Source organism: Streptomyces chattanoogensis (assembly GCF_001294335.1).
GTDB classification, from domain to species: Bacteria; Actinomycetota; Actinomycetes; order Streptomycetales; family Streptomycetaceae; genus Streptomyces; species Streptomyces chattanoogensis.
The window spans coordinates 98849-124231 of the sequence record NZ_LGKG01000046.1; the positions used below are offsets into that span (position 1 = coordinate 98849).

General features: G+C 68.4%; 23 protein-coding genes and 1 pseudogene. 11 read left to right on the forward strand and 13 right to left on the reverse strand.

What is annotated here, in order from left to right:
* Positions 1–228: 228 nt before the first annotated feature.
* From ADL29_RS08030 to ADL29_RS08045, 4 genes are all read right to left on the reverse strand, one after another.
* Positions 229–660 (reverse strand): hypothetical protein, encoded by a 432-nt coding sequence (locus ADL29_RS08030; RefSeq protein ID WP_053923021.1) that lies wholly within the window; start codon positions 658–660, stop codon positions 229–231.
* Positions 653–1150, reverse strand: coding sequence for a SigE family RNA polymerase sigma factor (locus tag ADL29_RS08035; protein WP_053923022.1), 498 nt, complete (start codon positions 1148–1150; stop codon positions 653–655). The genes ADL29_RS08030 and ADL29_RS08035 overlap by 8 nt, the downstream gene beginning before the upstream one ends.
* A 487-nt stretch (positions 1151–1637) precedes the next feature.
* The gene (locus ADL29_RS08040) at positions 1638–2864 is read right to left on the reverse strand and encodes a translation initiation factor 2 (protein ID WP_245689218.1); all 1227 of its coding nucleotides are present in this window, start codon (positions 2862–2864) and stop codon (positions 1638–1640) included.
* Between the two features lie 221 nt (positions 2865–3085).
* Entirely contained in the window at positions 3086–4273 is a 1188-nt protein-coding gene (locus ADL29_RS08045) for a serpin family protein (RefSeq protein WP_425424209.1), read from the reverse strand.
* Positions 4274–4947: 674 nt separating this feature from the next.
* On the opposite strand from ADL29_RS08045, the gene ADL29_RS08050 reads away from it, so the two are divergent.
* On the forward strand, positions 4948–6015 hold the full coding sequence (locus tag ADL29_RS08050; protein WP_157878423.1) for a terpene synthase family protein: 1068 nt from the start codon (positions 4948–4950) through the stop codon (positions 6013–6015).
* Between the two features lie 389 nt (positions 6016–6404).
* Here ADL29_RS08050 and ADL29_RS08055 read toward each other — a convergent pair whose 3' ends face one another.
* The 6 genes from ADL29_RS08055 to ADL29_RS08080 form a co-directional block, all read right to left on the reverse strand.
* Positions 6405–7874 carry a cytochrome P450 gene (locus ADL29_RS08055; protein ID WP_245689221.1) on the reverse strand — a complete coding sequence of 490 codons (1470 nt, stop codon included), beginning with the start codon at positions 7872–7874 and terminating at the stop codon, positions 6405–6407.
* Positions 7871–8494 carry a GTP-binding protein gene (locus ADL29_RS08060; protein WP_046924998.1) on the reverse strand — a complete coding sequence of 208 codons (624 nt, stop codon included), beginning with the start codon at positions 8492–8494 and terminating at the stop codon, positions 7871–7873. Before ADL29_RS08060 ends, ADL29_RS08055 begins: the two co-directional genes overlap by 4 nt.
* Positions 8475–8846: a DUF742 domain-containing protein gene (locus ADL29_RS08065; protein ID WP_053923025.1), complete on the reverse strand. Its 372-nt coding sequence runs from the start codon at positions 8844–8846 to the stop codon at positions 8475–8477. The genes ADL29_RS08060 and ADL29_RS08065 overlap by 20 nt, the downstream gene beginning before the upstream one ends.
* Positions 8843–9229 (reverse strand): roadblock/LC7 domain-containing protein, encoded by a 387-nt coding sequence (locus ADL29_RS08070; protein ID WP_046924996.1) that lies wholly within the window; start codon positions 9227–9229, stop codon positions 8843–8845. The genes ADL29_RS08065 and ADL29_RS08070 overlap by 4 nt, the downstream gene beginning before the upstream one ends.
* A 50-nt stretch (positions 9230–9279) precedes the next feature.
* Positions 9280–10779, reverse strand: coding sequence for an ATP-binding protein (locus ADL29_RS08075; RefSeq protein WP_053923026.1), 1500 nt, complete (start codon positions 10777–10779; stop codon positions 9280–9282).
* Between the two features lie 930 nt (positions 10780–11709).
* Positions 11710–12432 carry a Type 1 glutamine amidotransferase-like domain-containing protein gene (locus tag ADL29_RS08080; RefSeq protein WP_053923027.1) on the reverse strand — a complete coding sequence of 241 codons (723 nt, stop codon included), beginning with the start codon at positions 12430–12432 and terminating at the stop codon, positions 11710–11712.
* A 253-nt stretch (positions 12433–12685) separates the two neighbouring features.
* Between ADL29_RS08080 and ADL29_RS08085 the strand changes: the two genes are divergently transcribed.
* Positions 12686–13711, forward strand: a complete 1026-nt coding sequence (locus ADL29_RS08085) for a hypothetical protein (RefSeq protein ID WP_245689222.1) — start codon at positions 12686–12688, stop codon at positions 13709–13711.
* 246 nt (positions 13712–13957) lie between these two features.
* Here the strand turns inward: ADL29_RS08085 and ADL29_RS08090 are convergent, their stop codons facing one another.
* Positions 13958–14218, reverse strand: a complete 261-nt coding sequence (locus ADL29_RS08090) for a hypothetical protein (protein ID WP_157878424.1) — start codon at positions 14216–14218, stop codon at positions 13958–13960.
* A gap of 749 nt (positions 14219–14967) precedes the next feature.
* Here ADL29_RS08090 and ADL29_RS08095 point away from each other — a divergent pair.
* Both ADL29_RS08095 and ADL29_RS08100 read left to right on the forward strand, forming a co-directional pair.
* Positions 14968–16593 carry a zinc ribbon domain-containing protein gene (locus tag ADL29_RS08095; RefSeq protein WP_245689223.1) on the forward strand — a complete coding sequence of 542 codons (1626 nt, stop codon included), beginning with the start codon at positions 14968–14970 and terminating at the stop codon, positions 16591–16593.
* A gap of 26 nt (positions 16594–16619) precedes the next feature.
* On the forward strand, positions 16620–16991 hold the full coding sequence (locus ADL29_RS08100) for a hypothetical protein (RefSeq protein WP_046924991.1): 372 nt from the start codon (positions 16620–16622) through the stop codon (positions 16989–16991).
* A 192-nt stretch (positions 16992–17183) separates the two neighbouring features.
* On the opposite strand, the gene ADL29_RS08105 is transcribed toward ADL29_RS08100, so the two are convergent.
* Positions 17184–19592, reverse strand: a complete 2409-nt coding sequence (locus ADL29_RS08105) for a helix-turn-helix domain-containing protein (RefSeq protein WP_063788416.1) — start codon at positions 19590–19592, stop codon at positions 17184–17186.
* Between the two features lie 175 nt (positions 19593–19767).
* On the opposite strand from ADL29_RS08105, the gene ADL29_RS08110 reads away from it, so the two are divergent.
* From ADL29_RS08110 to ADL29_RS43370, 4 genes are all read left to right on the forward strand, one after another.
* The gene (locus tag ADL29_RS08110; protein ID WP_053923029.1) at positions 19768–20838 is read left to right on the forward strand and encodes an AfsR/SARP family transcriptional regulator; all 1071 of its coding nucleotides are present in this window, start codon (positions 19768–19770) and stop codon (positions 20836–20838) included.
* Positions 20835–21587 carry a DUF6585 family protein gene (locus tag ADL29_RS08115; RefSeq protein ID WP_053923030.1) on the forward strand — a complete coding sequence of 251 codons (753 nt, stop codon included), beginning with the start codon at positions 20835–20837 and terminating at the stop codon, positions 21585–21587. The genes ADL29_RS08110 and ADL29_RS08115 overlap by 4 nt, the downstream gene beginning before the upstream one ends.
* Before the next feature lie 122 nt (positions 21588–21709).
* On the forward strand, positions 21710–22486 hold the full coding sequence (locus ADL29_RS08120; protein WP_053923031.1) for a PE-PPE domain-containing protein: 777 nt from the start codon (positions 21710–21712) through the stop codon (positions 22484–22486).
* A gap of 100 nt (positions 22487–22586) precedes the next feature.
* Positions 22587–22748 carry a hypothetical protein gene (locus ADL29_RS43370; protein WP_157878425.1) on the forward strand — a complete coding sequence of 54 codons (162 nt, stop codon included), beginning with the start codon at positions 22587–22589 and terminating at the stop codon, positions 22746–22748.
* 99 nt (positions 22749–22847) lie between these two features.
* Here the strand turns inward: ADL29_RS43370 and ADL29_RS08125 are convergent, their stop codons facing one another.
* Positions 22848–23303, reverse strand: coding sequence for an SgcJ/EcaC family oxidoreductase (locus ADL29_RS08125; protein ID WP_053923032.1), 456 nt, complete (start codon positions 23301–23303; stop codon positions 22848–22850).
* A 93-nt stretch (positions 23304–23396) separates the two neighbouring features.
* Between ADL29_RS08125 and ADL29_RS08130 the strand changes: the two genes are divergently transcribed.
* The 3 genes and pseudogenes from ADL29_RS08130 (at position 23397) to ADL29_RS08140 (ending at position 25359) form a co-directional block, all read left to right on the forward strand.
* Positions 23397–23897 carry a MarR family winged helix-turn-helix transcriptional regulator gene (locus ADL29_RS08130; RefSeq protein WP_053923033.1) on the forward strand — a complete coding sequence of 167 codons (501 nt, stop codon included), beginning with the start codon at positions 23397–23399 and terminating at the stop codon, positions 23895–23897.
* Positions 23898–24186: 289 nt separating this feature from the next.
* Positions 24187–24789, forward strand: a pseudogene (locus ADL29_RS08135) (N-acetylmuramoyl-L-alanine amidase); the annotation flags it as partial.
* Positions 24790–24816: 27 nt separating this feature from the next.
* On the forward strand, positions 24817–25359 hold the full coding sequence (locus ADL29_RS08140; RefSeq protein ID WP_053923035.1) for a glycoside hydrolase family 25 protein: 543 nt from the start codon (positions 24817–24819) through the stop codon (positions 25357–25359).
* Positions 25360–25383 lie beyond the last annotated feature (24 nt).

The following is a 25383-nucleotide window of genomic DNA, read 5'->3' on the forward strand; positions in this document are numbered from 1 at the left end:
GTTCGGCTGCGGCGTGGACCGGGCGTGCCCACCGGCGGAGCATGCGGGGAGGGCCGTTGCCGGACCACCGAGCGTTGCGGCGGTTCCGGGGCGCGCTCCCGCACCCGGGGTGACGTATCGAAGATTTCGGACTCCTTGGCGTGTGCGTAGGCATGAGGCATGAGGCATGGGGCATGGGGCATGCGGAACCGCCTGGTGGCAGCTCGCCGATTGCGGAACGGGACGAGATCAGGGCGGCGAAGTGCTGGCCATCCCGTCGGTGCCGTTGGTGCCGTTGGTGAGGGACGTGGGCACGCCGCCAGGTGCTCCGGGCGAGGAGGTCTCGGCCGACGGCGGCCGGACCGTACGGGCAGCCGACGGCGGCCGGCTCGTCTCGACCGGCGACGGGGGCCGGGTCGTCGGCGCAGGCGACGGTTGGCGGGGAAAGGGAGTGGTGGCCGGGGGCGTGGAGGGCGGCTTACCCGGGAGGAGCTTGGCCGCGGCCGCACCGCCGCCGGCCAGAACCAGACATGCTCCCGCCACGACCGCGGCGACGCGCCGCCGGTGCATCCGCTTGCCCCGCTCGGCGATGTGCTCGACCGGCGCAGTGATCGCCCGCCGCTGCCCGGAAGCGGCCGCTTGCTGGAACAGGGACCGCAGCGGGTCCTGGGGCTCAGGCACCAGGGTCCTCCTCAATGCGTGGATCCTGAAGGCGATGGGCGAGCGCGGTCCGACCGCGGGCCAGATGCGTCTTGATGGTGCTGGCGGACTGGCCGGTCTCGCCGACGATCTGCTCGACGGTGAGGTCGCACAAGTAGTGCAGGGTCATCGTCCGGCGCTGCTGGGCCGGCAGTTCACGCAGCGCCTCGACCAGCGCCACCTGATCCGGCCCGGGCCCTTCGACATGCGGTGGAGCACCACTGCGCTTCCAGGCATCCGCGGCCCGCCGCCTGAAACGCCATCGGCTCACCGCCAGCCGCCAGGCAACCGTCCGGATCCACGCCTCGGGCCGGCCGTCACTGTCGAGCTGCCGTCGCCGACTCCAGCCCTTGACGAACGCCTCCTGCACAACGTCCTGCGCCTCATGCAGATCGCCGAGCATCACATACAGCTGCCCCGTGAGCCGGGCGACCGTCCGGGCATAGAACTCCTCAAACTCCTCGACGGTCAATCTCCACTCCCGGGTCTCTCGCTTCACCAGGCATACGCCTGGCGCGGGGCATCCGGTCGACACCGGGCACGAAGAAACAGCGTGAGGCTCTTCACGGAACCGAACACGGCGGACACGCGTCGGGGGCGGCTGACCAGCCGCACAGCCCCATCCAGCTGACCGGCCCGGGCCAGGTCCTCCGGATGGTGCCGGACGGCAGCACATGGGGTTCCGAACTCACGCTGCCCGAAGGCGAATCGGGGCCGTGGCATGTCGTCGTTCACGCACGGGGCCGGAACCCGGAGCGTGAGGACGGCGAGTACCACGTCACGGTGTGGCCTGCGGGCTGCTGGGCGGCGTCACGAGAACGGCCCGGCTCCGCGGCACACACCCCGGGCATCATCCCCTTCGCCCTCCCGCACGGTGCTCTCGCCACACAGATCAGGCGGCTACAAGGCTGAGCGTGACAGCCGGCCCGTGCGTGGGAGCCAGGAGTCGCGCGGGCTGCTCACTGCCTGAGCAGCCCGCGCATCACGGTCACGGGCAGCGCCGGGTTGGCGGCGGCGTGCTCGCCCAGTTCCTCGTCGGCGAGGAGGGCGAGCAGCCGCTCGTGCGGCAGGTGGGGATGGCGGGCCGCCCCCGCGCGGACCGTCGTGTTCGGGTCGCGGGTGAGCCGGTCGGCGGTGGCGGGCGCGAGCCCGGGGTCGAGGACGGCCAGGCGCCGCTCGCCGGCTGCGTCCGCGTCCGCGAAGCGTGGCCCCAGTCCCGCGACGGGGAAGCGCGGGTGCTCGATCAGCAGGTCGCGGGCCTTGCCCCGGTGTTCCAGGTAGCTGCGCAGCAGCAGCTCCGGCGGTGGCGCCGGGTGGTTGTGGGCGAGCAGCATCCGTACGCCCGGGTCGTCGTCCCGCGCGAGCAGTGCGACGAGCGCGGCGGGCAGCGCGGGGTCCTGAGCGGCCCGGCGGCGCAGCAGAGGGTGGCGTGAGCGGGCGTACACGGCGGACGCGGCCGGGTCGGGGGCCGGATGGGCGTGGTGTTCGTACGGCCCGAAGTTCTCGTCGGCGTCCACCGTGTAGTCGATGGCCGCCCGCTCGTCCTCGCTCAACCCGGGCCGCAGCGAGATGGCGGTGCGCACCTGTGGGGCGTCGTCGCGCGCGAGGGCCCGCACGAGCTCGGGGGCGAGGTCGCTGCGGCGAGCGAGCTCCAGCCTGACCTTCGGATCGGCGTGTGTGACGAGTCCGGCGACGACGTCCGGGGGAGTGCTGTAGTTGTGGGCGAGGACCCAGGGGTTGTCGGGGTGGGGGTCGCTCAGCAGCCAGTCGACAATGGTCCGCGAGAGGCGGTAGTTCACGAGGATCAGCGCGGTTCCGTGATGGTGCGGCACCGGCAGCGGACCCAGCCTGCGCTCCATCGCCTCTGCGTCGTCCGTCTCCTGCATGCGCTCCGCACTCGCTCGTACCTCCGGGTGCGGGTCCTTCAACAGCGCGGTCCGTTCGCCCGCGGACAGGAGCGTCCAGGTGTGGGTGGCCATCTGCCGTACCGAGGCCAGGGGATGGCGGCAGTACGTGCGCTGGACTCGGTAGGGGATCTGCCGGGAGAAGACCAGCTCCTGCAGGCATTCGTTGTCGTACGTCGTCAGCATCCGGTCGATCACCCAGTCGGGGAGCGGTCGGACAGGCCTCGTCCGGTCCGGCCGGCCGGCGAGGCAGAGCCGGACGAACCAGTCAGGATCGTCCACGAGCAGCCCGCGCACCTCAGGGTCCACGAAGGGGTTGCGGGCCAGGGCGCGTCTGACACGGCGGTGCGGGTGCCTGACGATTGCGGCGGTGACTTCCTCGGGGAAGGAAGCGCGCAGTGCGGCCAGCGCGTGCCAGACGCTCTCGTACTCCGGACCCAGCAGTCGCAGCAGCAGGTCAGTTGGGACGGCAGGATTGACGGCCAGGCCGTCGAGCGGTGCGGTTATGCCACGGCCCTCTTCCCGGCCGCGGACTGCGCCGTATCCGGGCGGTCGCCTTCGTCTGACTCGTCTGACTCGTCGTGCTCGTCGTGCTCGTCGTACTCGGGGAAGGGGACCGGCTCGGCCACCCACCCGGCCGCCATCACCAGACGCGAAGTGCGGTGCACGGTCAGGAAACCGAAGGGACGGTCGAAGACGGCCTCGATGCGGCGGACCGTGTACCGCGGCGGCGGTGGCACCCCGGCGGCCAGCGCCCCGAACGCCGTCACGGAGGCCGATTCGAAGCCCTCGGCGTCGAAGACCGAGAGGCTCGCCTGGCGGGCCGAACCGATTGCCAGGGGCTCCGGGCTGACCTCCGGGAAGTGCCCGCGGCTTCTGTCCATGGCCGCCGACAGGCCGAACAGCGCGGGCCGTTCCAGCAGATCGTGATCTGCCTCGAGACGGAACGGGACGGTGCGGACGTCGAGCACGGGCTCCGGGGTGCGACTGCGCTCGGTCGACACCCGCAGCCCCGGGCCTGCCTCACCAAAGGGAAGACGGTCACCCGGGACCGGGGCGCCGATGGCGGAGAGCGTGCCGATTCCGTTGCACAGGACCTGGGAGGGCGTCATGTCCGGTGTGCCCATGACGAGGTGGACGTCAACGCCGGTGTCGCCGAGCACCTTGAGCACCGTCACAGGTCCGCTCGGGGTTTCCGCCACGGCCACCCGGTCCGGGAGCGAGGTGGTGCGGCACAGCCCGAGGAGGTAACGCCCCTGCCACGGACCGCTGTCGGGGACCATCTCCGTCTCGTGGAACGGCCGTAGCCAGCGGGTCCGCACCGTCTGCGCGGCGGCCAGGACGAGTTCGGTGTCCTCGTCCAGCACGACCGGCATGCTGCGGATCAGGCCGCCTGTGTGACGCTCGGCCCATGCGTCAAGGCATTTACGGTCGGCCGCCGGATCGCCGGTGAAGGTACCGGCCGTTCCGGCGGGCAGCTGTGACGTCCACCGTGCGTGAAGCGGCAGGGCGGCCCTGGTCCACAGTCCAAGCGCGGCACGCGTGCCACGGATGGACCCCAGCGCCTCGAGGAAGCCGCGTGCGGCTCCGGCGGCCTCGGCAGCCGGCAGCCCTGTCGCATCCTCCAGTTCGGCCCGCGCCGGCCCATCGGCAGCGTGCGCGAGAAAGGCAAGAAGCGGCCACAGACTCACAGCCGAGAGGGTGGTCCCGCCGTGCCCCACTCCGGTAGCTGCCCACCGCTCGGTGAGCCTGTTCATGGCGCGTACGGAATGTGCTGTCGGCTGCACGGCATCCCCCCGGTTCCGTAAGGCACCGTGACCGTCGATTCGTCCACAACACGCAACTCACGAGCCTCGTCGCCACCCTAACCGGCCGTGACGGTGGTGTGTAGCTGGTCAGAGGGTGAGGGGCCAGTAGTTCGGCCGTGTGCTCGAAGTGCCTTGCTCACCCCAACAGTTGAGCCCCTCTCGGCAGTCGCCCGGTTGCGGATGGTGCCGGCTGAGCCGTGCGGGACCACTCCTGCCCCACCGGGCAACGCCATGCTCATGCGGCAGGCAAGGGCGCATTTCGCTGACTGATTCACGACTACCTCTGTACGCCAGTGCGACGTTGCGCAATTCTTGTCCCGATGGACGAAAGCGCTGGAACCCACAGCTGATATACGCAGGCAAGTCCGCCAGATGCTCTACCAGGTCCCTGAGGAGCATTACCGTGTCACAAGCCGCGCCATACTGTGAAGATCGGTCATACCGCCTACTTGCTAGCCCGCGATTGATCTTGGGGTCTGTTGGCGCTGTGCCTCGGGCCAACTTCCGTGTGTCGGGGCCTGTGCCACTGCCGAGACGGAATGTTATGACTGCTGTTGGTGGATGCTCGTGCGGCCGCCGGTGAGGCGCTGATGACTTCCGATTTCAGTCTCTCCAACATCGACTTCTACATGCCGTTCCCTCCGTTGGAAGCCAACCCGGCAGTGGAGGAAGCCGGGGCAGCGACTTGGCTCTGGCTCGACGAAGTCGGCATCTGCCCCGCAGCGGCCACTCGACGCTATCTCCGACGGACTCAGCCTGAGTTGGTCACCGCTCTGTACTACCCGCACGCGGCACCCGAAGTCGTTGCCCTGATCTCTCAGTGGACGGCATGGGCGTTCATCCTCGATGACGAGTTCGATGACGGGCCGGCCGGATCGGTGCCGTCCTTGGGCGCTGAGGCGATCGAGGGGATCGCGGCCGTCATGTATGGAGCGAAGCCTGCCAGCCCTCTGGGTGAGGCGCTGCTCGATCTCTGGGACCGGTTAGTCGTCGACCGATCTCCGAGCTGGCGCAGGACTTTCCGAAATGACGTCAGCGCGTGGCTGTGGACGTACTACGCGGAGTCCGTCGACCGGACGAGCGGTCGACTCCCGTCGATCGACGACTATCAGCTGCACCGCCTCTACTCGGTGGGGATGCCCATGTACCTCGACATGTGCGAGATCGCATGCGGCATCGATCTTCCAGAGGCAGTGCGGCGGCTGCCGGCCCTGAAGAAACTTCGCAATGCGGCCTGCCAGAGGATTGGTTTGTACAACGATCTTCTCTCGGCTCGCAAAGAGCGTGCTGCCGCGTACACCCACAACGCGGTCTTCCTCGTGGAGGAAGACACGCAGTGCACAACACAAGAAGCCGTCGAGCGCGTCAACAACCTGGTCACGCAGCATGTCAAACGAGTGATCGCCTTCGAGGAGCAGGTTCCTGACCAACTGGAGGCACTCGGAGCGGATGGCCATCTCCGGTCGGTGGTTTTGAGGTGCGTGGCCGCCTACCGTGAGCTGGTACGAGGCGATCACGATTACGCCACCCGGACCCGGCGTTACATGGAGCCGGAGGAGGACCAGCTGAAAGAAGCCCGGTACGTAGGAAATCTCCTCGGCGCCAAGGCAGAAACCGCCACATGAAGCCATGCCAAAGATGAAGCCTTCTGGAGCGCTGGGAAGCGTTCTCCCCATGAGTCACGGAAGCAAGGTCCACTCGCGACTGCAGTCCCCTGCCTCTACGGGCTCTTGGGGAAGATTCGTACGGGCTGGCGTCGCGCACAGTCCGTCGATCTGTCGGTCGCTGATGAGCGCTGCACGAGTCATGTTCCCCACCACACGACCATGATCGACGATGGAGAGCTCGACGCCTCACCGCCAAGCATGCACAAGCTCGTCAGGTGTTCAACGCACACCATCATCCTGTATTGATGAATAAGTGCATGCCGGGGCACTGAATTACATGCATCAGTGCCCCGGCATGCGACTATTGCAGTTTCGAGAGGCATACAACATGCGCTCCCGTGACAGAGCTATTTTCCTAGCAGCCACCCTTTCAACAGGCCCCACCAGGACGAATGTGCCCTGGGCGTGCGGGCAGAGGGGGCCGCCCTGAGAGTCTCATCTGCGACGTCCGGGTCGTTGGCGCTGGAATGCTGGAGGGCGTGCTTGCTGGGCATATCGTTCCCCCATGTACTGGGTGATGCGGGGTGCTTCTTCTGGGCACCCGCAGTGAACTTCACTGGTAGCGCAGTCAGATGGCGGGCGATCCAATGGGACACCCAGTTCAGATCGCTCTCGGGAACGGCCAGGTCGAGGTCGGGCAACCGCATCAGCAGGACGTCGATTCCTGTGTCGACAATGGCCCGACCGATCTCTTGGCCCGGGCACTCGTGCGGACCGCCGCTGAAGGCGAGGTGGGAGCGGTTGCCATGCATCGGTACGGAGAGATCGGGGCGGATGACAGGGTCGACGTTCCCTGAGGCCAGACCGAGTAGGAGCATGTCGCCGGCCTTGATGGACTGACCGGCCAGTTCCGTGTCGCCGGTGGCCCACCTGGCGGGCGCCACTGTGGTCGGCGGCTCGTCCCACAGCATTTGTTCCAGCGCGTCGGGCAGGGTCATGCTGCCGCCCGTGAGCGATGCCCGGAAGCGGGGATCGGTGAGCACCATGCGCAAGGTATTCGCGGTCAGATTGGTGGTGTTCTCGTTCGCGGCGATGACGACGAGCCGCAGATGCTGCAGGACTTCCTCGTCCGTGAGCTTGGCCGAGTGAGCCATCAGCCATGATGTGAAGTCGGGACCAGGGCTTGCTCGTTTCTTGGCAACGAGCTGCTCCAGAGTCTCCACGAGGTATTCGTTGCTCTTGAAAGCCGTCTCGGTGCCCTTGAGCAGGTCTCGGGTGGCCTCGACCAACCCCGGGCCGGACTCCTCGGGCATTCCAAGGAGCTGCGTCACGACGCGCAAGGGCAATTGCTCCGCAAACTGGGCAACGAGGTCAGCCTCTCCATCAGCGATGAAGTCATCGATCAGCTGATTGGCAGACTGGGTGACACAGCGACGGATCCCGCGGCGGTCGAATCGCGCCATACTCTCAGTGATCGCGGTGCGAAGCCGCTCATGCTCTTCGCCGTCCATGAAGAGGCAGATGGGCTGCCAGGCGAGGGCCGGCATGAGCGGTGAGTCTGCTGCGACCTTGTTCTCCTTGAAGCAATGCCAGATACGCGAGTCGTGGCAGAACCGGGACGGCGTACGCAGTACTTCGAGGTTCTCTCGGTAGCCGAGGACCAGCCAGGCCGGCAGGTCACCGTCCACGAGAACAGGCGCCACGGCGCCGTGCTCGGCGCGAAGTCGTTCGAAAAAGCCCGGCGCATCGTTCACCGCCTCGGGCCCGAAGAGCCGCGCCAGTCCGTCGGTGTTCCCGGCCCGGGCATGAGCGGGACATTCCGGAGGCGGTCCAGATGCGGAGGAGGTGCTGGGCTGGTTTGCGGAAGACGTGGTCACCGGGGCTCCGGGGCTGTGGTGGTAAGGGCGTACAGATAGCGCATGAGGGTCAGCAGGGCATCGCGGCTGGAGGTGCGTTCGCGGGCGTCGCAATCGACCATGGGTACGTCATCGGGGAGATCCATGGCCGCGCGCAGCTCCGACATGGGGTACGAAGGGGCGTCCGGGAAGGCGTTGATGGCGACGACGAAGGGCAGTCCGCGTTCCTCGAGCCGGCCGATCACATCGAAGCTGTCGTCCAGGCGCCGGGTGTCGATCAGGACCACTGCCCCCAGCGCGCCTTCGAAGAGGCCGTTCCACAGGAACCAGAAGCGCTGCTGGCCCGGGGTGCCGAAGAGATACAGCACCAGTTCGTCACTGAGGCTGATCCGGCCGAAGTCCATCGCCACGGTCGTCTCGGTCTTGCGCTCGACTCCGGCGATGTCGTCCACCCCGACACCGGCCTGCGTCATGGTCTCCTCGGTGGTCAGCGGACGGATCTCGCTGACCGATCCGACCAGGGTGGTTTTTCCCACCCCGAAGCCACCGACGATCACTACCTTGACCGCGGTGGAGGCCGAGGCCGGCAGGGTGTCTTCGCTCCGGGGACCAACGACGGGCTCAGAGATTTTGCAGTCCATGCATCACCGCCTCCAAAAGTTCGACATCGGGCAACGACGCGGCCGGGATCGGCGCCCGGGCTTCGACATGGCCACTCCCCAGCAGCTCCGCGAGCAGTACCGTGACCACGCTGATCGGCACATGGACGTATGCGGAGATCTCGGCGACCGACAGCGGGTAGTCGCATATGCGGAGGATGGTGGCCTGCTCGGGCTGCATGCTCGAAGTGGGCCGGTTCCGGGTCACGATCAGCGTGACCATGTCCAGGGGGGCCGGTTCGGCCGGCGCGCTCCGGCCGGACGTAAGGACGTAGAGACGCTCGGGAGCGCCCTCTTCCCAGTTCTGGCGTTTTTCCGGTTTCGAGTCGCTCATGGGACCTGCCGGTCGGCACGCGGCGGACTGGTGAGGTGCTGACCGATCCGGGCGACCAAGTCCCGCATTCCCTGTCCCATGAGGCCGGCGTCCACGTCGTCATCGGCCAGCACCGCCAGATATGCTCCGGCGCCGGCCGCCATCAGATAGAAGAAGCCGCCGTTGACCTCGATGACGACGAGTTTCATCCGCCCGTCCCCGTGCGGGAATTCCGTGGCGATGGCCGCCGACAGGCTCTGCAGACCGGCACAGGCGGCGGCGAGGCGGTCCGCGGTGTCCTCGTCCGTACCGTACTGAGCCATGCACAGACCGTCCGAGGACAGCACCACGACATCACGGGTGTGCGGAACACTGGTCGCCAGGCCCTCAAGCATCCAGTTCATATTGAGCCGCTGCTGTGTCACCACTTACTTACTCATCCTTACCTAATGACTCAGTTACGCTCGGACTCTTTGTCGCTCAGGCCATCGGGACGCTGTTCTGGGGACTCAGCTCGGGGCTCGCCGGAGATGCCCTCCTGGAAGGCGGCCAGCCACATCCCGGCCTGTGGGGGTGGGGCGTCCGACACCGGGGTCCTGGATCCAGTCGTGGTGGGGGCTGCGGGCTTCTGCCGCATGGGCGGAATCACGGCGCGGGTACGGCGCCTGCGCTGCGGGAGGCCGTTGGCGCTAAGCGGAGCGGCGGCGGGCACGGGCTCCTCGGCGGCCACTTCCGGGCGACGCATCGGACCGCCGCGGTGCCGGGGCGGCGGCAGGACAGCGGCCTTGGCCAACGCCCCACCGGGCACCGGAGTCGCGGTGATCAGCTCCGGCGGGACGATCAGAACGACGCGCACACCGCCGTACGCGGAGCGCCGGAAGGAGACCCTGAAGTTGTTCGTACGGGCCAGTCGGCCGACTACGGCCAGGCCGAGCCGCGGTGACTCACCCAGGTCGTCAAGGTCGATTCCCGTGGGGGAGTCCTGTGCCAGGGCCTGCTCTGCGCGCATGCGGGCTTCATCGGTCAGGCCGATCCCGGCGTCCTCCATCTCGATGGCCACACCGGTCTGGATCTCGGTCGCGGTCAGATGGACTCGTGTCTGGGGCGGCGAATAGCGAGTGGCGTTGTCCAGCAGCTCGGACAGGGCGTGGATCAACGGCTCGACCCCGCGTCCGAGAATGCCGACCTCGGCCACGGAGTGCAGATCGACGCGCTGGTAGTCGATGATCCGGGACATTGCACCGCGGAGCACGTTGAACAGCGGGATGGTCTGCTGCCACTGGCGGCCCGGCCGGGCCCCACCGAGGACGGCGATGCTGTCCGCGAGCCGGCCGACCAGCGCGGTGCGGTGGTCCAGCTGCAGCAAGTCGCCGAAGACTTCCGGGTCCTGGCCGTGCTTGTCCTCCATCTCCCGGAGTTCCTGGGCCTGTTGGTGGACAATGGCCTGGACACGTCGGGCGATGTTGACGAAGGCCCGCTGGGCGGAGTCGCGCAGGTCCTCCTCGGCCTCGACGGCCTCGAGTACGTAGCGCAGCACCGCCCGGTGGGCGGTTTCGAACTCGGGGCTGACGCGGGAGACTTGGACGACGTTGTGCAGCACCTCCTCGGCCCGTGCCCCCTGCTGAAGCTGGGCCATGGCCGCGGGCAGGGTCTCCTTGGCCATCCGTACGGTTTCGGCTTCCTGCTCGACCAGGTGGCCCTTCAGGGTGGACTCCCGCTCGGCGTACTGCTTACGCAGTTCCTCGAGCGCACGCCCCCGGCGTGCCGTCGCCCCGGCTGCGACGGCCACTGCCACCGTCGCGATGACGCCGATCCAGGCGACATGGGCACGCGCCATTGACGGCGTCAACGACACGGCCACGGCCGTACACACGGCCACAAGTACGGAGGGCAACAGCCATATCGGGGCGGAGGCGGGCCTCGACCCTTCGGGCGACGAACCAGCACGAACCATCGGCATCCTCAGACCACTAATGGAATGGATAGGGCGACATACATGGCGTATATGGGCACCAGGGGAAGGCCGCCTGAAGAAGATCGACGACCGTGGAATCACGCTCACCAAAATGCTTGGCCGCAGCGCATTCCAAGGCGGCGTTTCCCACGCATGAGACCGGGTCCCAGGACGCCCGAGCCTTTGTGCGATCGGCGGCACCACGACAGCCAGCGGCGACGTATGGAAATCGCCACAACTCGCTGCGCGACAGCGAGCATAGCGGGGTCAGGGTGCTTGTGTGGCGTGAGTGCGTATAACACACAACTGCACGCATGTGCGAAATCCAGAAGAATCGTTTAGCCCGTGGATTCGCCGGGGAGCCAGCGGAATTGAGAAAAGGGTGATCCGCTGCTGCGTCAACGGGAAGGTGTTGTTGACCTGCGAAGACGCGAGGAAGTGAGCATCGAGGTCGTAACTGGTGCAGGGGCGGGGGCGGCGGCTGTCGGTGGAGGCTGTCGGATGGAGGGGGCGGGAAGGGGCTGTAGGGGATGTGGGGGGTTCCGGAGACCTACGAGGTTGACGGATGAGGTTGACGGGTGGGGCGGCCGAACCGGTGTCTGGAGGGCGCTCCGGTTGCTGAGCGCACACGGCTCGCCCGCGCGCCCGCGCCTGGCGATGGATTGGCTGTTTCCTGAGGCCAGTTAGGTGCGTTCGGAAAGGTATGTCGGTCGGTGCAGGGTGGGATCAGCCGGCGAACATCCGGGATATTCGCGCCCGCGGAGGAAGGCGGAATTCCCGTACGTGAGGTCTTCGCTGTTCTGGTGCTGTCGCCCTTTGCAGGCCCCTGCCTTTATGCGGCCTACGCCAAGCAGTTCGGCAAATGGGTCGACGCTCTGGCCGTCGGCACCGGGCCCCGGCGCCGCGCCCCGCCGGAGACCGATGAAAGGATCACTGTGCTTCAGTGAGCAGGCGACCCGGCAGGGCTCGCTCCTTGGCTCTGCTGGCCCCGTCCGGCTCTACCCGGTACAGGTGGGCCCGTGGTGTGCGGGTCACTGTCTCCGTCAGGACGCCGTCGGTGAAGAGAGCGCCGACGCCGTCCTCCAGTGCCCACCCGGCGGGGAGCACGCCGGTTGCCACGGCCGCTTGGTAGGAGGGGCGGCGGCCCGGTTCGCTGTCGTAGTGGGGGCAGACCGAGCCGGGCAGCAGGGCGAGCCCGTCAGGCAGAGACGTCAGTGGTCCGAAGGAGTCGGTGTGCGAGCCTTCGGCCCAGCAATTGGCGCCGGCGCTGATTCCGCACAGCAGTGTTCCAAGGCCGTAAGCCTCGCGCAGCAGCTGATCCACGCCGTGCGTACGCCAGACCGCCAGCAGGTTGGCGGTGTTGCCGCCGCCGACGTAGACGACGTCTTGAGAGAGCAGGAACGTGCGCAGCGTGTCGTCATCGAGCTCCCTGCGGAACAGCGGCAAGACACTGGGCTCACAGTGGCGTGGCTGGAATGCCGTGAGAAATTGCTCGATGTACGCCGGGGCGTCTCCACTGGCCGTGGGGACGAAGCACACCTTGGGCCGAGACGTGCGTGCCTGACCGAGCACCCAGTCGTCCAGCAGCCCGTCGTCGTCGGTGGAGAAGCCGCCCCCCAGCAGAGCCAGACGACGCACGGGAACGACAGCCATGGAGCGCCTCCTCGTCAGATGGGCCCACAAGAGCGGGCGGTGCCTTGAACGATGCCGGACCGTCGATTGCCTCTGCAATCGAAGAGAGCGGGCGCCGCGGGCTGTTGAGGGGCAAGGCCAGAGCCGTAGGCCGGGGGAAGCTCAGCGACCAGCACTTTCCCAACAAAGACCCTGGACCGCCTCCCCCGTGCGGCGGAGGCGGTCGTCGGTGTGGACGAGGCGACGGGGGAGCGGGGCCGGAAAGGTGGTTGCCATGACCATCCGTACCGGCCGTCGCGCCGTCGCCGTTCCGTTTTCCGCCTCCGCCTCCGCCTCCGCTCCCGCCCCGCGCCGAAGAGTCGGCGAGGTGCTGCGATTCACCGCGATCGTTGCCTGCCTCCCGTACCTCTCCCTCAAGGTCGCCTGGGCGGCCGGGAGTCGTATCGGTATTCCCGAGGGCAGCGCGCTGCGCCATGACGGCGACTCGCTGATGGTGCTCAATGGGCTCACTGTGGCGATGGACGGTGTGGTGGTCCTGCTGGCGTTTCTGCTGACGCGGCCCTGGGGGCGGCGGGTGCCGTCCTGGCTGCTGGTGGTGCCGATGTGGTGCGCGTCGGGGCTGCTGGCGCCGGTCGTCGCGGCGTTCCCCGTCCAGACGTTGATTTCGCTCATGCGTGGCGGTGCGGTCACCAGCGGGCGCGCCGATGCGCTGCTCGATCCCTGGGTGTGGTGTGTGGTCTACAGCGGCTTCATCGTGCAGGCCCTGACGCTCGGCGCGCTGTTCGTACGGTACGCCAGGGAGCGCTGGGGTCATCTGTGGCACGGGCGGATAGGGGAGCTGCCGCCCTCCCCCACCGGGTCCGCCCGTCGGCTGAGCGCGGGGATGGCGAGCGCGTTGGCGCTGTTCGCCGGTGCGATGCATCTGGTGTGGGCGGCCGGCGGCACGTTCGGCCTGAGCCCGGGGCGGGCCGCGGCGCAGGACCTCGACGCTCGTGTGAACGACGCGTCTTACGTGCTGTTCGCCGCCCTCACCCTCGCCGGTGGGCTGCTGCTCGCCTATGGTCGCGGGCGCCGTGTCCCCGTGCTGGCGGCGCTGGCCGCCGCCTGGATCGGCTCCGGCGCGCTGGCGGGCTGGGGCGGCTGGCTGACGCTGACCACACTGACCGCCCCTGCTGGTGACCCCCACCTGCCCGCACCGCCGATGAGCCTGACCTACTCGGTGCAGATGATCGTCGGGGTACTGGTGGCCGCTGCCGGTGCCCACTTCTTCGCGGAGCGGGATGCCGCACGGTGCGGGTGAGGCCGGCGTTCCGACCTGGCGAAGCCCCTGGCGGGCGGCCATCGCTGAGAGCGGTCCGCCGGCCAGGGCATGGGTGCAGGCCGTCAGGCGTCCGCACCTTTGGCTCGGGGCCCTCTCGCCTCTGCCCGGGGGTCGGTGCTCGGCGTCCGCCAGTCCGAGTGGGGCACGGACGGGGGGCCGGCCGTAGTGGCCGGCCCCGTGTGCTGAGAGGTCTTCGGGAGTCTCGCGGCCCCCGGATGATCAGTCCTAGGCGACAATGATGACGAATCCGTATGTGCCGTAGTCGTATCCGTAGTCATAGTGGTGGAAGCCGTAATGGCCGCAGTCGTCACAGCAGTCCGAGTAGCGGCCCCAGTCGTCGTCGCAGTACCAGGAGGAAGAATGGGACGGTGCGGCTGCCGGTGCGGTGGCGGGAGCTGCGCTTGCGGCGCCGGCCCCCACCATGACGAGGAAGGGCACTGCGCACAGTGCCGCGGCTATGCGGTGAGTCCTGGTCTTTGCGCGCATGATCGTCCCCTCTCGGAGGGGTGCCTTGCCGGTGTATCGGCGTAACAATGTGGAGTTCTCCTGGCCCCACCGCTGTGCGCCGGGAACGCGCGAGGCCCTGACGCGCCAGGCGGGGGGCGGCTTCGCAGGACTCCGACCTGCTTCGCTGAGATCGTTGCAATCTCAATCAGACATTGGCTTCGAGCGTAGGCACGGCGCCTTGAGAAGGTCAAACATATACTCTCCGTATGGGGTCGGTCACGGTGCGGGGTCGCGGCGTGAGCGGCTGAGGATGTGCGATGAGCACCGCCCGGCGGGTTACGACGGAGCCGGGGGCGAGCGTCGCGGGCGCTGTGACGGCCGCCTCCGACTCTCACCCGCGGACTGAGCTCGCCGAGCAGCCGCGTCGGCCCGGGCGGCGCGAGCGGCCACGGGGTCGGCGTTGTCAGCCCACCCACGCGAACACCCACGGCCGGCCGTCGCGTCTGGTCCCGTCTGCCTTGGCGCCCTCGAGGCGGACCGGCAGGGCGCGCCAGTCCTCGACCGCTGACCCTCAGCTCCCTGCCGCAACCGTAATCACGCATTGGCGATCTGTAACGGTACAGCCTCAAAGCACACTCTGACGTTGTCTCAGGGTGGGCTTGTGGTGCACTTGAGGAACGTGGGTCCGTCTCATGTACGGGGGAATGATGACGCGTTCGGCTACGTGCCCCTTATGCGGTTGGGACACAGTGTCTGGCGCCGCGTTCTGCGGCAGGTGCGGTGCGGCCATGGCGTCCGGCGGGTCCGGCGCAACGCCTGCGCAGTCACCCGGCCAGTCACCTCCTGCGCCGCGCCCGTCCAAGGGATCCACCTTCTCGAGCCCCACCGGCAGTGGCCCCGCCGCGACGCCGCCCAAGGGGTCCACCTTCGCGCCCGCCACCGGAAGCCGTCCCGCCGCGACACCGTCCAAGGGATCCACCTTCGCACCCGGCGCCGCCCGCCGCCCCGCCGCCGTGCCGCGCTGGGGCGGCGGCCGGGATCTGACCCGGTACCTGTGCGCTGCCGCGTATCTCCATCGCGAGTACGCCAAGTCCCTCATCAAGGAGATCGCCGCCGAGCCCCATCTGGGGGTGGCGATGGCACCGGCATGCGACGTCCCCGTCGTCCTGCGGCACGCCTACCTGGCCAACGCTCGCCGCCACAGCCGGGATCTGCTGCTGGCCGTGCTGTTTCTGTTCGCGTACGTCTTCACTTTCTGGGGCGGCCGCGCGGACGTCACCCTGCTGATGCTCCTCGGTGCCTGGGTGACGGTGTTCTCGTTCGAGCTCTCGACGAAGTACGGACGCCACCTGCAGAGCCTCCGCCCGGACCAGTTCGACCCCACTGCGGCGCCCCCACCGCTCAATCCCGAGATCGCGGCGGGTCTGCACCAGATCGGCCAGTACGCCAACGGCAACGTCACGACATACAGCGGCTATTCACCGTTCATCGGGTACGGGACCGAACTCGAATCGTGGTCGCTGGCATTCGACGTCACCACGAGCGGGGCGGGGGTGACGGCGCGGGACTTCGACGTGACGGACCTCTACGCCCATATCACCCAACGCGTCGGCGCGTTGGCCCTGCCCTGTCTGGAAATCGAAGAGCGGCTTTTCGTGGACGGTGCGACCGTCCTGGACGACAAACGTTTTCTGCCGAACCCGCTCGAACGGCCCGTTGCCTCGATCTCATCGGACCGGATGGACGAGCTGAAGCGGGCGCCCGAGGAGGGGGCCCGTCCCTATCTCGTCGTGCATTCCACCGGCTGGGGAGGTGAGTTGGTCACCTCGCTCTTCCTGCGTTTCTTCCGGTCGGACTCCAACCTCTCTGTGGAAGCCGTGCAGACGGTGCTGTGCCCGCTGCTCGACCGCTACCGGATGATCGACACCCTCATGCCCCGCCCACCGGTGCGTGATTTCTTCGAGCTGTGCGCGCAGACGCTGGTCAGCAGCCCGTTCCTGCTGCTGGCCTCGCCCGTGCGCGCGATCGCGGGGTTCTCTCCCGACTACTGGATGTCCTGGCGCCTGCGGCGGCAGTACAAACTCATCACCCAGCTGCGCAAGTTCGACTACGGGGCGCGGCAGAGTGTGCGTCAGAGGGCTGCGGACAGCAAACACCACCGGTATTTCCAGAAGGCCGACAGCGGCATGGTCCTGAAGACCGTCGAAAAGCGGGTCCTGGACGCTCTCGTGGAATTCGCCGTGGCGCATGGCATCGACGTGAGCGAACTGGTCCAGCGTCAGGAAGTCATCATCAACAACGGCATCATTGCGACCCAAGGGGCCAAGGTGGAATCCAGCGCGGTCGCCGCCGGTGAGAAGTCGCGGATCTCGATGGGCATTCTCAAGAAGATCCCCCTGGTAAGACTGGACTGACAACCGAGAAGGGATGAGGAAGAGCGATGCGGAGGAACGACGGGATCATCGCATCCGGCGGCTCGGGCGTCGTCGGCAACGCCGTCGCCAGCGGCAAGAACGCGCAGGCCGAGGTGCACTACGGCGAGCCGGCCCAAGGTGACGGCGGGCGGCAGCCGTCGCCCCAGGAGATCGGTGATCTGCTGTCCCGGCTGATCGACGAGCTCGGCCGGTCCGATCACCCCGACCGCGGCGACCTGATCGAGGCCGCGGAGGATGCGCGCGAGGAGGTCACGGCGGAGGCGCCGCGCAGGGGCAAGCTGAAGCTGTTCGCGAAGGGGCTCGTGGAGGCGGTACCGGGATTCACGGCTCTCGCCTCCCTGGCGGTGACGATCGAAGAGGCGATCCGCGGGATGTAGGCGGCGACGGCGGGGCGGTGCGCATCCGCGACGGTGTGTATCCGCGACGGTGCGGATTCGCGACGGTGCGGATTCGTGACGTTGATCCCAGGTTGCGGGGTGGCGTCCGCGTCCGTGCGGTCGTTGCCGTGGTGAGAGTGACCTCGAGGCCGCGAACGCCGGCCGTCGGCCGCCCCGTCGGCCGCCGGGCCGTCACGCAACAGTTCCTCGCCCCGGCCCAGGGGACCGCCGCAGCACGTGGGCGGACCCGTAGGCGCGGGCGAGGTGATGCTGCAGGCGGGCGTGGCGGAACTGGTAGACCGCGCCCGCCTGGCGGAGTACGCCGCGCTGGTAGGCGTCTTCGAGGAAGGCGACGAGGGACCAGGGCAGCCGGCCGGTCAGCGGCAGCCAGATCCGGGAGAAGACCGCCCACTGGCCCCAGGCGGTCAGACTGAGCGCATAGCCGACGGCGCCGCCGAGCCCGCTGATGACGCCGAGCTTGAGTGCAGCCGTGAGATTCCAGACGACCGGGCCCAGGATCACCGCCATCGGCTGGATCACCGCCAGGGATCCCAAGCCGACCAGGAGGCCGAACGCCGGGGCCCAGACAAGGATTTGGGTGGCGACCGTCCGGCAGTTCGTGCGCAGCAGGCTGACCGGATTGACGGCGGACCGGATGTCCAGAGGGGTTTCGAAGAGGGCCAGGAGGCCGAAGGCGGGGCCGGCCGCCAGCGCGAACACCAGGCCGTAGATGAGACCGTCGCCGAGGCCGACGGCCAGGACGGTCGGGAGGCCGACGTGAGAGAGGACGCCGTTGAGCGCTCCCCGTACGAAGCCGTAGCCGACGCCGAACACGAGCCCGCACAGTAACCCGATCAGCAGTCGGCGGAGGGGGCTCCGCCTGGTTTTCCCTTCCCGGCCGAATATCTTCATGCGCACGCCGGACGGCTCCACAGCCGCGTTCTTGGCCGCGACCATGAACCAGTACGCGATCCCGAACAGGAGCCCGGAGAGGATCCCCGCCGCCAGTCCGTCCGCGAGCTGGTATTCGAGGGAGTCGAAGAGGGTGCCGACGGCACCGTCGACGAGCCCGATGGCCAGACAGATCACCAGCGCGGTCACCAGCGTGCGCGTGGAGCGGCGCAGCCCGCAGCCGAGCCGCCACCACTCCAGGTTGGGGGTGTCGAGCCGGGTCAGGTGGTGGGCCAGGTAGCCGAGCCAGTACTGGGCGCGTTCCGGGTCGACGGCGCGGCGGGGCCCGCTGTCCGGGAGGTGCTGGGGCCGGGGGCGGTACACGGTCGCGGTGAAGTTGTCGAGGAGGTGGTCCTCCAGCTCCTCGGGGCTGGAGAACCGCTGGGTGTCCAGGAGCGAGGCCGGGTCGTTGTCGGGGGTGTCGCTGTAGACGGCGCGGGCGAGCGTGACCATCAGCGGAGTGGTCAGCACCGCGGCGAGGTGGGCGCCGGCCCGGCTGTGCGGCTGCTTGCGCAGCTCGTTCAGTACGGGATCCCAGGCGGTCGTCGGGAGGGCCCCGCCACGGGCCTTGCGCGTGGTGCGCGGCAGATAGTCGGCCAGGTCGCTCAGCGCGAGATCGGTCAGTTCCACCGCGGCGGCGGAGGTGAGCACGTCGGTCTCCGCCACCGCGGCGGCGTACTCGGACGGACGGCTCGTCAGCAGCAGGGGAAGGGTGGTGGCGTTGAGCGCCTCCAGCGCGGGACGGCGCAGGCCGCCGGCGATCTCGTCGAAGCCGTCCAGCACGGGGAGCACCCGGCCGGTCTCGACCAGTGCGGCGGCCAGGCTCGACCCGCCGGGTCCCGGCGCGGCAAGACCGGGGTGATCGCGTGTCAGTTGCGCGGCCAGCCAGTCGCGGAACGTGATGGCGGTCGGATCCCACGAGCCGATGCTGAAGATCACCGGGACGGCCTCGGTGCGGCCCCTCGACTTCAGATAGTCCAGGACGAACCGCACGGTGAGAATCGTCTTCCCGGAGCCCGAGCGGCCCAGCACCACGAGCCGCCCGGACGGGATCCGCCGGTACACACCCACGATCTCGTCCAGCTTCCCGCTCAGGTCCATGGGCCCGTGCGTACCCCCGGCGGGCAGGCGGCGGATGTTGGCCCAGTGGTCGGTCAGCTCCTCGGCAACCGGCTGCCAGCGCACCGGCAGCGGGTAGGGATCGTGGACCTGCCGCTGCTCCTCCTCGCGCTGCCAGCGCGCGGCCACCGTCTGCGCGAGCTGCTCGGCGATGTCGGCCAGGGTTTCGTGCAACGCCGATCCCGGCCGGCCGCCTGCGTCGGGCTCGGGGCGGTCGGATGCGTCTTCCGGCCGGCCCCCGCCCCCGGCTGAGCCCTCGGGCCGACTCTCGTCCCCGGTCGACTCGTCCGGCCGGCTCTCGCCCCCGGCCCGGCGAACGGCAGCCGCCAGCAGATCCTCGCGTTCCTCGGGGCTCAGCCCGAGCGCGTCGGCCAGCAGCCGCACCGTGGTCACCCTGGGGTCGGCGCGCTCGCCGGTCTCCAGCCCGCGGATGGTGCGCACGCCCACTCCCGCGCGCTCCGCCAAGGCCTCCTGAGTCATCCCCGCCTCGCGTCGCAGCCGCCGCAACAGCGCGCTGAACTCACTGGTCACAGGTCACGGCCTTCCCCCGGCATATTGCTTCCCCGTATGTCGATTTCCCCAGGTGAGGGACTCTAGCGCGGTCACCGGCCGGATACGGCCGGTCTGCTGGCCTGTCCGTTTCCCGGCGCCGCGACCAGCGTCGACGTCATCCGCCAGACCGCCCGCCGTCACCAGGGGAGCCGCGATGCCGCCGACCGCGACCATCGGCCAACCGACCGCCACCACGCTCACACACGAGGAGCGCGAGGTGCTCCATGGGGTCGGCTGTGGCCTGAGAGACGCCGAGATCGCCTCCGCTCTCGCCATCCCCAAGGACGCCGTGGCCGGACACCTCGCGCGGATCCTCGCCAAACTCGGGCTGCGCGACCGGGCGGCCGCCATCGTCCACGCCTTCGACTGCGGGCTGGTCGTCCCCGGCCGTGGCCCCCGCAGGCAGGCGCCGAGCCCGGTGTCGCGGGCCGCCATCCGACCGGTGCGGGAACCGAAGCTGCGGATCTCCGTGCTCGGACCGCTGCAGGCATGGCGCGACGGACAGCCCGTGGATCTGGGGCACCTCCGTCAGCAGGCCGTACTGGCCACGGTGGTGCTGTGCCCGGACCGGACGGTCAGCCGGCAGGAACTGCTCGACGGAGTGTGGGGGATGGAGCCGCCGATCACGAACGTGGTCCCGGTGTACATCTACCGACTGCGCAAGACCCTGTGCATCGGGGACGGCCCGGACTCGGTGATCCAGCGCGACCGGTGCGGCTACCGGCTGGCCCCCGGCGCGGCCGAGGTGGACGTGGCGCGCATGGAGGAACTGGTCACCGCCGCCGGGACGGCCGAACGGGCCGGCGAACTGGCCGAGGCGGTCCGCAGCTGCTCCCAGGCGCTGGATCTGTTCCGCGGGGAGCTCCTGGCCGGTCTGCCCGGGCCGTTCGCCGAACTGGAACGGCTGCGGCTCACCGAGCGCCGGATCGCCCTCGTACAGCGGAAGCTGGACTGGCAGCTGCGGCTGGGCCGGCACTCCGCGGCGATCGCCGAGCTGTGGGCCCTGGCGGCGGAACAGCCCCTGAACGAACCGGTCGCCGCGATGCTGATGAATGCGCTGTACCGCAGCGGCCGGCAGGCCGACGCGCTGACCGTGTTCGACCGCACCCGCCGCCGACTTGCCGACGACCTGGGGGTGCCTCCGGGCCCGATGCTGAGGCGGACACACCAGATGATCCTGCGTGGGCAGGACGCCGGCATCGGCCTCACCCGCACCACGCCGTGACCCGGCCGACGCCACCCACCCGCGGTGAGGAACTGCTGCTGGCGAGGATCTCCGCGGCGGCCGGCCGCGAACACCTCGGCAAGCGACGCGCCACCTACGGAGTGGCTGCACACCGGACACCTGCACATGCCGCGCCGGTCCGGGGGATCCGGGCCCTGCTGGCCTTCGTCCGGTACGGCCGGTCTTTCGCGGCGAAGGCGAGGGCGGACGCGCGACTGGACCTGTACGAGCACGGGATGACGGTTGCCGCCAAGGGACGGATCCACGTCGTCCGCTACGACACCACCTCGGTGTTCCAGAAGAGCACCCGTCACCACCCGTACGTCTGGGGCCGAGTCGGTACCACTCGCGCCTACACGCTCACCGACGTCGAGGGGAAGCGGATCGTGCTGTACATCGGGCCGCAGGACAGCGATGGGGAGGACGGCGGTGCGGCGGACTGGTGGCTCGAGATCCGGCGGGCCGTCACCCACGCCCAACTCTCCCCGGCACTGGCCGCGCTCGACGCGGGCGAACGGCTCACCTTCGGTGATGTCTGGCTGACCAGAAGGGAGGTCGGATGGGGAGAGGTGTCCGCGCGGTGGCCGGAGGTGCGGCAGATCGAGATCACCCATGGGGCCATATGCCTTGACACCGGAGGGAGTGGGCACAGGAGGCACACGACAGGGCCAACTGTTTCCGGGATCCCGAATCTCTTCGTCTTCCGTGCACTTGTGGAGCACCTCCGGACAGACGGCGCGCACTCATGAGGATGAGGCGGTCCCGAGCTCGCGCTCATCGTCAATTCATCGCAATTCCAGCGCCGGTGGTTAACGTCAGCCCCGAGCACTTCAGTTGTGCACCACCTCAATGCGTCGAGGAGAAACAGAGCATGACCCTGGCCAGCAGATGGAAGAGGGCGATCGGTGTTGCCGGTACGGCGGCAGCCATGGTGGCCGTCAGCGCCGCCGCACCCACCGTTGCCCACGCCGCTCCGGTGCATCACTACTACCTGGAGGTCGGCGGCACGGGGTCGGCGGCGCCCGCGCCCGACTGCACCTCCACCTACGCATTCGCCAACAAGCACCTCAACGGTGGTATCCCGGTGCCGGTCTGCTATCCGGCGAGCGCCGGACCCTGGCTCAACGGCCACAACGCGCCGGACGTCGGCGCACCGAGCTTCGACGCCAGCGTGCGTGAGGGCTACCGCAATCTGCTGGCCACGGCCGAGGAGACCTACCGTCGCGATCCAGGCGCCCGCTTCACGATCGTCGGCTACTCCCAGGGCGCGCAGGTGGCCGACCAGGTGCTCCAGACGATAGCCAACGGCGGCACCGACATACCCCGCTCGCAGGTGAACGGCATGCTGTACTCCGACCCCATGCAGCCCGACACCGGTATCTGGTCGCGGGTTCCCCAGGGCTGGAGCGCCCTGGGCTTCACTTCCACGGGCGCCGGCCCGGCGAAGTTCGACGGCGTCCCGGTGCAACGCTTCTGCATCCGCACCGACCTGGCATGCGACGCCACCTCGGTCCAGTCCATTCCCGGTTTCCTGAACCAGCACCCCAAGTACTGGCAGGACGGCAACGTCATGGCGCAGACCATCGGCCACGACGGCGGTGACGGCGTCGTGTGGTACGAGCCTGACGGGCGCGTCAAGGCCTCGTAATCGCAGATGCGCACAACGGTCCGGCCGGGGCAGTCCCCGGCCGGACCGTTCATGTGGACGCCTGCTTGTCGTCCGCCCGTACGCCGAGGACCGCGTAGGGGTGAATGTGCAGGGACTGCGTGGTGTTTCAAGGTCAACTCCCGCCAGTCCGCTGCTTGTTGATCTCGCCGTTGATCTCACTACCGATCTCAAGGACTTCCTCTCCTTCATGTCGGGTCGTCAGCGGTCGAGCGCCTATGACTCGCTGCTCACCGAGGCGTGAGCGAGCGCACGGATTGACTGTCGGCCGGCCGGCGAACGCCGCGAGGACTGCGGCGGGATTGTCTGGTCGGCCACCTCTCCGACCCTCTCGGCTCGGCGCTCAGCGCTGGGCGGCCGGGATGAGGCTCGGGGCGAACCTGTGGGAAAGGGATTCCAGCAGGGACTTGCGCTTGGTGTTGTGGAAGGCCGCGATGAGCCACCTCCCGTCGGGCTGCCGGATCAGCGTGTAGGTCTGGACCTTGGTGAGCTTGTGCGGCCGTTTTCCCTTGTAGGTGTCGCCGCGCCCGTTGACGACGGCCACGTCCGGCCCGTGGAAGCGCAGGTCGACGACCTCGTCCGCGAGCTTGGTGCCCTTCAGGAAGGTCGTGAACAGAGTGCGGTGGCTGTCCACGATGTCCTGGCGTCCCTGGTAGAGGGTGCCGACGTAGGTGACATAGGTGGCGTCCTCGGTGAACAGCTCGCCGTAGGCGTCCGCATCGTGTCGCTCCCAGGCGGAGACGAGTGCGTCCAGCGCTGAGGTGACTGCGGCGGTGTCATGGTGGTGGTTGCTGGACATGGCGGGCGACTCCCCAGCTAGTTAGACTAGAGCAGATTCTGAATTTGGGCAGTATCTGCATGTGTGCAGATATATTAGGAGCGGACTCCGGAGATGGCAATCCCCTTGAGCGGCACAGACGAGCATGTGATCTTCCGTCAGTACCTGGATGCGGTAGGACTCCAGGGCCTGGCCAGTGCGGAAGCCGCGGGACTGCACACATCGGAGTGGTACGCGCTCAGCCTGATCGCCCAGGAAGGCAGCCTCTCCTCGGGCGAGCTCGCCACCCGGACCGGGCTCACCACCGGCGCCACCACCCGCCTGATCGACCGCCTCGAGCGGGCCGGGTACGCGCGCCGCACCGCGGACCCCAAGGACCGCAGGCGGGTGATCGTCGAGCCGATCCCGGACGCGCTCGCCGGGATCGAGGAGGTTGTCGCCCCCGCCCGCCGTCATATTGCCGACGTCTTGGCGCGCTACACCCCCGAGCAGCGGGACCTGCTGTTCGACTACTTCGCGCACGCCGCACCGGCGTTTCGCGCGGCCACCGAGGAGATCCGCAAGTCGATGCCCCCCAGGCGCGGCGGGGGCGCCCGGTCCAAGGGCGGCAGCTGACCACAGACACCGCGGATGCGTCGGTGTCACGTTGCCGCAACGCCCGCAGCGCCAGCATGGACATGAACCCTGTCAACCTAGGGGACTTCCGGAAACCGGAAGGTCTTCAGCGGTGGACGGGAAGGGGCCTTGCGTCGGCGCGACGGTGCACTGGTGGACGCGGTGCCGGCAGCGGTCAGGTCCTGGACCTGACCGCTGCCCCGCCTTGGCCCTCGACAGGCAGCCCCCCGTAGCGTCGCGCGTGGCCTGGCCTCCGTTCTGGCACCCGTCCGCCCGGGAGGAGGACGCCATGGCTGCACCCATGACGGCGGACCGCATGCTCACAGCGCTCCGCGACGAGCATCTGACGGTGAAAGAGATACGCGACTGGCGCCACCACAACCGCAACCACAAGGGCCCGTTCAGCAATGTGAACGGGGTGATGATCCACCACACGGTCACTTCCGGCATCGAGGGAACCATCAAACTCTGCTACGACGGTGACTCGAGCCTGCCCGGCCCGCGATGCCACGGTGTCATCGGCAAGGACGGTGTGGTCTACATGGTGGGCAACGGCCGCACGAACCATGCCGGCAAGGGGGACGACGACGTGCTGCAGGCCGTCATCGAGGAGCGGCCGTTGCCTCCGCGCAACGAGCTGAACACGGACGGCAACGCCAGGTTCTACGGGTTCGAGTGCGAGAACCTCGGTGACGGGGACGATCCTTGGCCGGAGGCGCAGCTCGAGGCCATCGAGAAGGCCGCGGCCGCGGTCTGCCGTGTGCACGGATGGCACGCCGCCAGTGTGATCGGCCACCTGGAGTGGCAGATGGGCAAGATCGACCCCAAGGGATTCACGATGGCCGGCATGCGCGAGAGGGTCGGTCGGCGCCTCGCCGGTCCGCCCAGCGGCTGACGGCTCACCGAGGAGCTGACCACCATGACGATCAAAGGAATCGACGTTTCGGGACACCAGTCGGAGAAATACGCCACGGACGGTTTCGACTTCGTCTTCATCAAAATCACCGAGGGTCACACGTTCGTGAACTCCAAGTGGGTCGCGCAGCGAAAGACCGCACGCAACGCCGGACTTGTGACCGGTTTCTATCATTTCGCTCGCCCCGGAGCGTTTGAGCAGCAGGTCGACTTCTTCCTTGACAAGATCAATCTTGTGGAGGGGGACATGCTCGTCCTCGACTGGGAGGACAAAGGCATCTCGAACGCCTGGAAGGACAGCTGGCTCAAGCGCGTGCAGAAGAAGAACCCCGGTCACAAGACGCTGCTCTACTGCAACCAGGATTTCTGGCTGCACCGTGACACCACGTCCTTCGCCGGAGACGGCCTGTGGATCGCCCACTACAACGGCAAACCGGGGAAGCCGGACATCCAGCATCCGTGGGTGTTCCACCAGTTCACGGACCACCCGATCGACACGAACGTCGGAAACTTCAAGGACAAGGCGGCGCTGCAGAGCTGGGCCTGATGAGTTGGCGGGACCCATCACCGT

What these genes read in the sequence shown, in the direction of transcription:
- ADL29_RS08080 (WP_053923027.1), bottom strand. Translation starts at nt 12,432, where the DNA reads ATGGCTGTCGTTCCCGTGCGTCGTCTGGCTCTGCTGGGGGGCGGCTTC.
- ADL29_RS08140 (WP_053923035.1), top strand. Translation starts at nt 24,817, where the DNA reads ATGACGATCAAAGGAATCGACGTTTCGGGACACCAGTCGGAGAAATAC.
- ADL29_RS08120 (WP_053923031.1), top strand. Translation starts at nt 21,710, where the DNA reads ATGACCCTGGCCAGCAGATGGAAGAGGGCGATCGGTGTTGCCGGTACG.
- ADL29_RS08130 (WP_053923033.1), top strand. Translation starts at nt 23,397, where the DNA reads ATGGCAATCCCCTTGAGCGGCACAGACGAGCATGTGATCTTCCGTCAG.
- ADL29_RS08070 (WP_046924996.1), bottom strand. Translation starts at nt 9,229, where the DNA reads ATGAACTGGATGCTTGAGGGCCTGGCGACCAGTGTTCCGCACACCCGT.
- ADL29_RS08065 (WP_053923025.1), bottom strand. Translation starts at nt 8,846, where the DNA reads ATGAGCGACTCGAAACCGGAAAAACGCCAGAACTGGGAAGAGGGCGCT.
- ADL29_RS08085 (WP_245689222.1), top strand. Translation starts at nt 12,686, where the DNA reads ATGACCATCCGTACCGGCCGTCGCGCCGTCGCCGTTCCGTTTTCCGCC.
- ADL29_RS08100 (WP_046924991.1), top strand. Translation starts at nt 16,620, where the DNA reads ATGCGGAGGAACGACGGGATCATCGCATCCGGCGGCTCGGGCGTCGTC.
- ADL29_RS08060 (WP_046924998.1), bottom strand. Translation starts at nt 8,494, where the DNA reads ATGGACTGCAAAATCTCTGAGCCCGTCGTTGGTCCCCGGAGCGAAGAC.
- ADL29_RS08090 (WP_157878424.1), bottom strand. Translation starts at nt 14,218, where the DNA reads ATGCGCGCAAAGACCAGGACTCACCGCATAGCCGCGGCACTGTGCGCA.
- ADL29_RS08110 (WP_053923029.1), top strand. Translation starts at nt 19,768, where the DNA reads ATGCCGCCGACCGCGACCATCGGCCAACCGACCGCCACCACGCTCACA.
- ADL29_RS08095 (WP_245689223.1), top strand. Translation starts at nt 14,968, where the DNA reads ATGGCGTCCGGCGGGTCCGGCGCAACGCCTGCGCAGTCACCCGGCCAG.
- ADL29_RS08125 (WP_053923032.1), bottom strand. Translation starts at nt 23,303, where the DNA reads ATGTCCAGCAACCACCACCATGACACCGCCGCAGTCACCTCAGCGCTG.
- ADL29_RS08075 (WP_053923026.1), bottom strand. Translation starts at nt 10,779, where the DNA reads ATGGTTCGTGCTGGTTCGTCGCCCGAAGGGTCGAGGCCCGCCTCCGCC.